The following is a 2,642-nucleotide window of genomic DNA, read 5'->3' on the forward strand; positions in this document are numbered from 1 at the left end:
GCGGGAGAATGCCAAAGTATATCCCAATGATCCCTGCCCCTGCGGAAGCGGCAAGAAATACAAACAGTGCTGCGGCAGAAAATAGAAGATAACACAGGCTGTCCCGGGAAGGAATAAAAACAGGATATGGCGTTTTCAGAAGAATAAACGTCCATATCCTCGATAGTTCCTTTCCGGGGCAGCCTGTGTTTAAATTATGAAATATGCTTGAACTGTTCCAGTAAATCTAGATCATCCTGGGTGATTTTTAAATTGGAACAGTAAGTTTTGCCCTCCGGCGTGGTGACGCTGACTTCAATAATTGTATGTTCCTGAATGCCTTCTGCGGCCACTGCCTTGAGAAATTTGGGGAACTTGGGATGGTTTGCAGTGAACTTCTGCCAGGCTCCCATTAATTGAAAAAGCTGTGTAGGATTGATTCCTGCCATAATATTTTGTCCTTTCTGGAAATAAAATTTTGTTCTGATTCGTTTGCCGTTAGGCGCTTCTGTAATGGTTTCTTATGGCACATTATATGCTTTTGCTCTCAGTCAGTCAAGTAAATATTGCCCGGCGGCGCCGGAAGGCGCAGAACTGAAATTAAAGCAGATTTTGTTTCTTTTTTGGAAAGGTATGGTATAATAGAACATATTCAGCAGGCATATATTAAGGATATGCCCGGCGGATATTAGGAAGGAGACAGAACATGTACAAATTTACAGAGGATTGTCTGACAGGAATCGAACAGGTTGATAGAGAACATGAAAAGCTGTTTGAGCTGATCAATCAGACTATGGACTTATTGCACAATGATTTGCTTGAGGATAAATATCATCAGGTGCGGGAAGTGATGGAAGAATTAAAAAGCTATGCGGATACGCATTTTTTTAATGAGGAAGCGCATATGGCGGCCATCAATGATCCGGAACTGGAGCGGCAGAAGAAACAGCATACTGCATTTCGGGAAAAAATCAATATACTGGATTTCTCCAATATTGATGAACTGGAGCGGCAGCATGACATGCTTGAGGAGTTGCTAGAGTATCTGGTGCGCTGGCTGTATCATCATATTTTAAGCAGTGATATCCTGATTGGAAAAATGCCTTCTTTAGAAGAGTGGAGAGAAAATGAGGACCCCTGTGTATTTACAGAAAAATATATGACGGGAATTCCGCTGATTGACGGAGAGCATGAGACATTGTTTGAAATTATCGGGGATGCAGACAAACTGGTGAAGGCGGAGCTTCTCCATGATAAATATGATGAGATTGTGGGGCTTCTGGAAAAGCTGAAGAATTATACCAGTGAACATTTTCAGGATGAAGAAGAGTTTATGGAAAGCATTCAGTATCCGGGGATAAAGGCGCAGAAAATGGCCCATCAGGCGTTTATTTCCAAATTAGAAGAGATCGATTTGGATCAGGTGGATCAGAATCAGCAGGAATATCTGGAAGAACTGGTGGAATTTCTGTTTGGATGGCTGTCTAACCATATTTTGAAATCAGATAAACTGATTGCGGATTCTATGAAATAAACGGTGTATCATGGGCGGAAAATCACTGCCTGTTTAAAATGGAGGAGGAATTACTATGCAGACAGTATCTTTTGGAAAAAATCGTAACGGCGAAGAAACGTCACTGTACATATTTGAGAATTCAAACCATGGAGTGATGAAGGTGTCTGATCACGGCGCAACACTGGTGTCTCTGCTGGTGCCGGACCGGGAAGGCGCGATGCGGGATGTGGTGCTTGGATACGATACGGCGGCGGAATATGAGAGCCATACCTGTTATTTCGGCGCGACGGTGGGAAGAAACGGAAACCGTATTGACAGCGCCAAGGTTGTGATAGAGGGCAGGGAGTATCAGCTCGCAGCCAACCAAAGCGGCCATAACCTGCACAGCGGCCCCAACGGCTTTGAAGGAGTGCTGTGGAAAGTAAAGGCACATACAGATAACAGTATTACCTTTTATCATCTGAGCACAGAAGAAGAGCAGGGATTTCCGGGAAATCTGGAAGTGGAGGTTACCTATACGCTGACAGAGGAACATGGGGTGGAGATTTCCTATCAGGGAAAAGCGGATAAAACAACGATTATGAATTTTACCAATCATTCTTATTTTAACCTGGGGGGCCATGACAGCGGTTCTGTGGAGAATCAGGAGCTGCAGATTTTGGCCGAAGCCTACACTCCGGTCAGAGACCGGGGAGCCATTCCCACCGGGGAAGTTGCGCCGGTGGCGGGAACGCCCATGGATTTCAGAACCAGGAAAGTCATCGGGCGGGACATTGGAGCGGAGTTTGAACAGATTGCATTTGCCGGCGGTTTTGATCATAATTACGTGCTCAGCGAAGCGCCGGGAGAGATGAAAGTAATGGCGAGGGCCTGCTGCAAAGAAACCGGCATTGCCATGGAGGCCTCTACCGAGTGCTGCGGCGTACAGTTTTATGCAGGAAACTTTATCGGCGATCAGACCGGAAAAGGCGGGGCGGCTTACTGTGACAGATGCGGGTTCTGTCTGGAAGCCCAGTTTTATCCCGATGCGGTAAATCAGAAGAATTTCCCCTCTTCCCTTGTGCCGGCAGGAGAAGTTTTCACCACGAAAACCATTTACCGCTTTTATACGGAATAGAAGAAAAGGGCAATTGAAAGGGGCTGTCGG

General features: G+C 45.7%; 4 protein-coding genes. 3 read left to right on the plus strand and 1 reads right to left on the minus strand.

All coding sequences use genetic code 11. The annotated features are described in order from the left end of the window. Positions 1 to 85, plus strand: an 85-nt coding sequence (locus ACTO17_RS19735) for an SEC-C metal-binding domain-containing protein (RefSeq protein ID WP_482559132.1), incomplete at its 5' end; no start/stop codon positions are given. Between the two features lie 109 nt (positions 86 to 194). On the opposite strand, the gene ACTO17_RS19740 is transcribed toward ACTO17_RS19735, so the two are convergent. Beyond that, positions 195 to 428 (minus strand): hypothetical protein, encoded by a 234-nt coding sequence (locus tag ACTO17_RS19740; protein ID WP_482559129.1) that lies wholly within the window; start codon positions 426 to 428, stop codon positions 195 to 197. Positions 429 to 685: 257 nt separating this feature from the next. On the opposite strand from ACTO17_RS19740, the gene ACTO17_RS19745 reads away from it, so the two are divergent. Then, positions 686 to 1,513, plus strand: a complete 828-nt coding sequence (locus ACTO17_RS19745; RefSeq protein ID WP_482559130.1) for a bacteriohemerythrin — start codon at positions 686 to 688, stop codon at positions 1,511 to 1,513. A 55-nt stretch (positions 1,514 to 1,568) separates the two neighbouring features. Next, positions 1,569 to 2,612, plus strand: coding sequence for an aldose epimerase family protein (locus tag ACTO17_RS19750; protein ID WP_482559131.1), 1,044 nt, complete (start codon positions 1,569 to 1,571; stop codon positions 2,610 to 2,612). Positions 2,613 to 2,642: the final 30 nt, after the last annotated feature.

This window comes from Petralouisia sp., assembly GCF_056822245.1.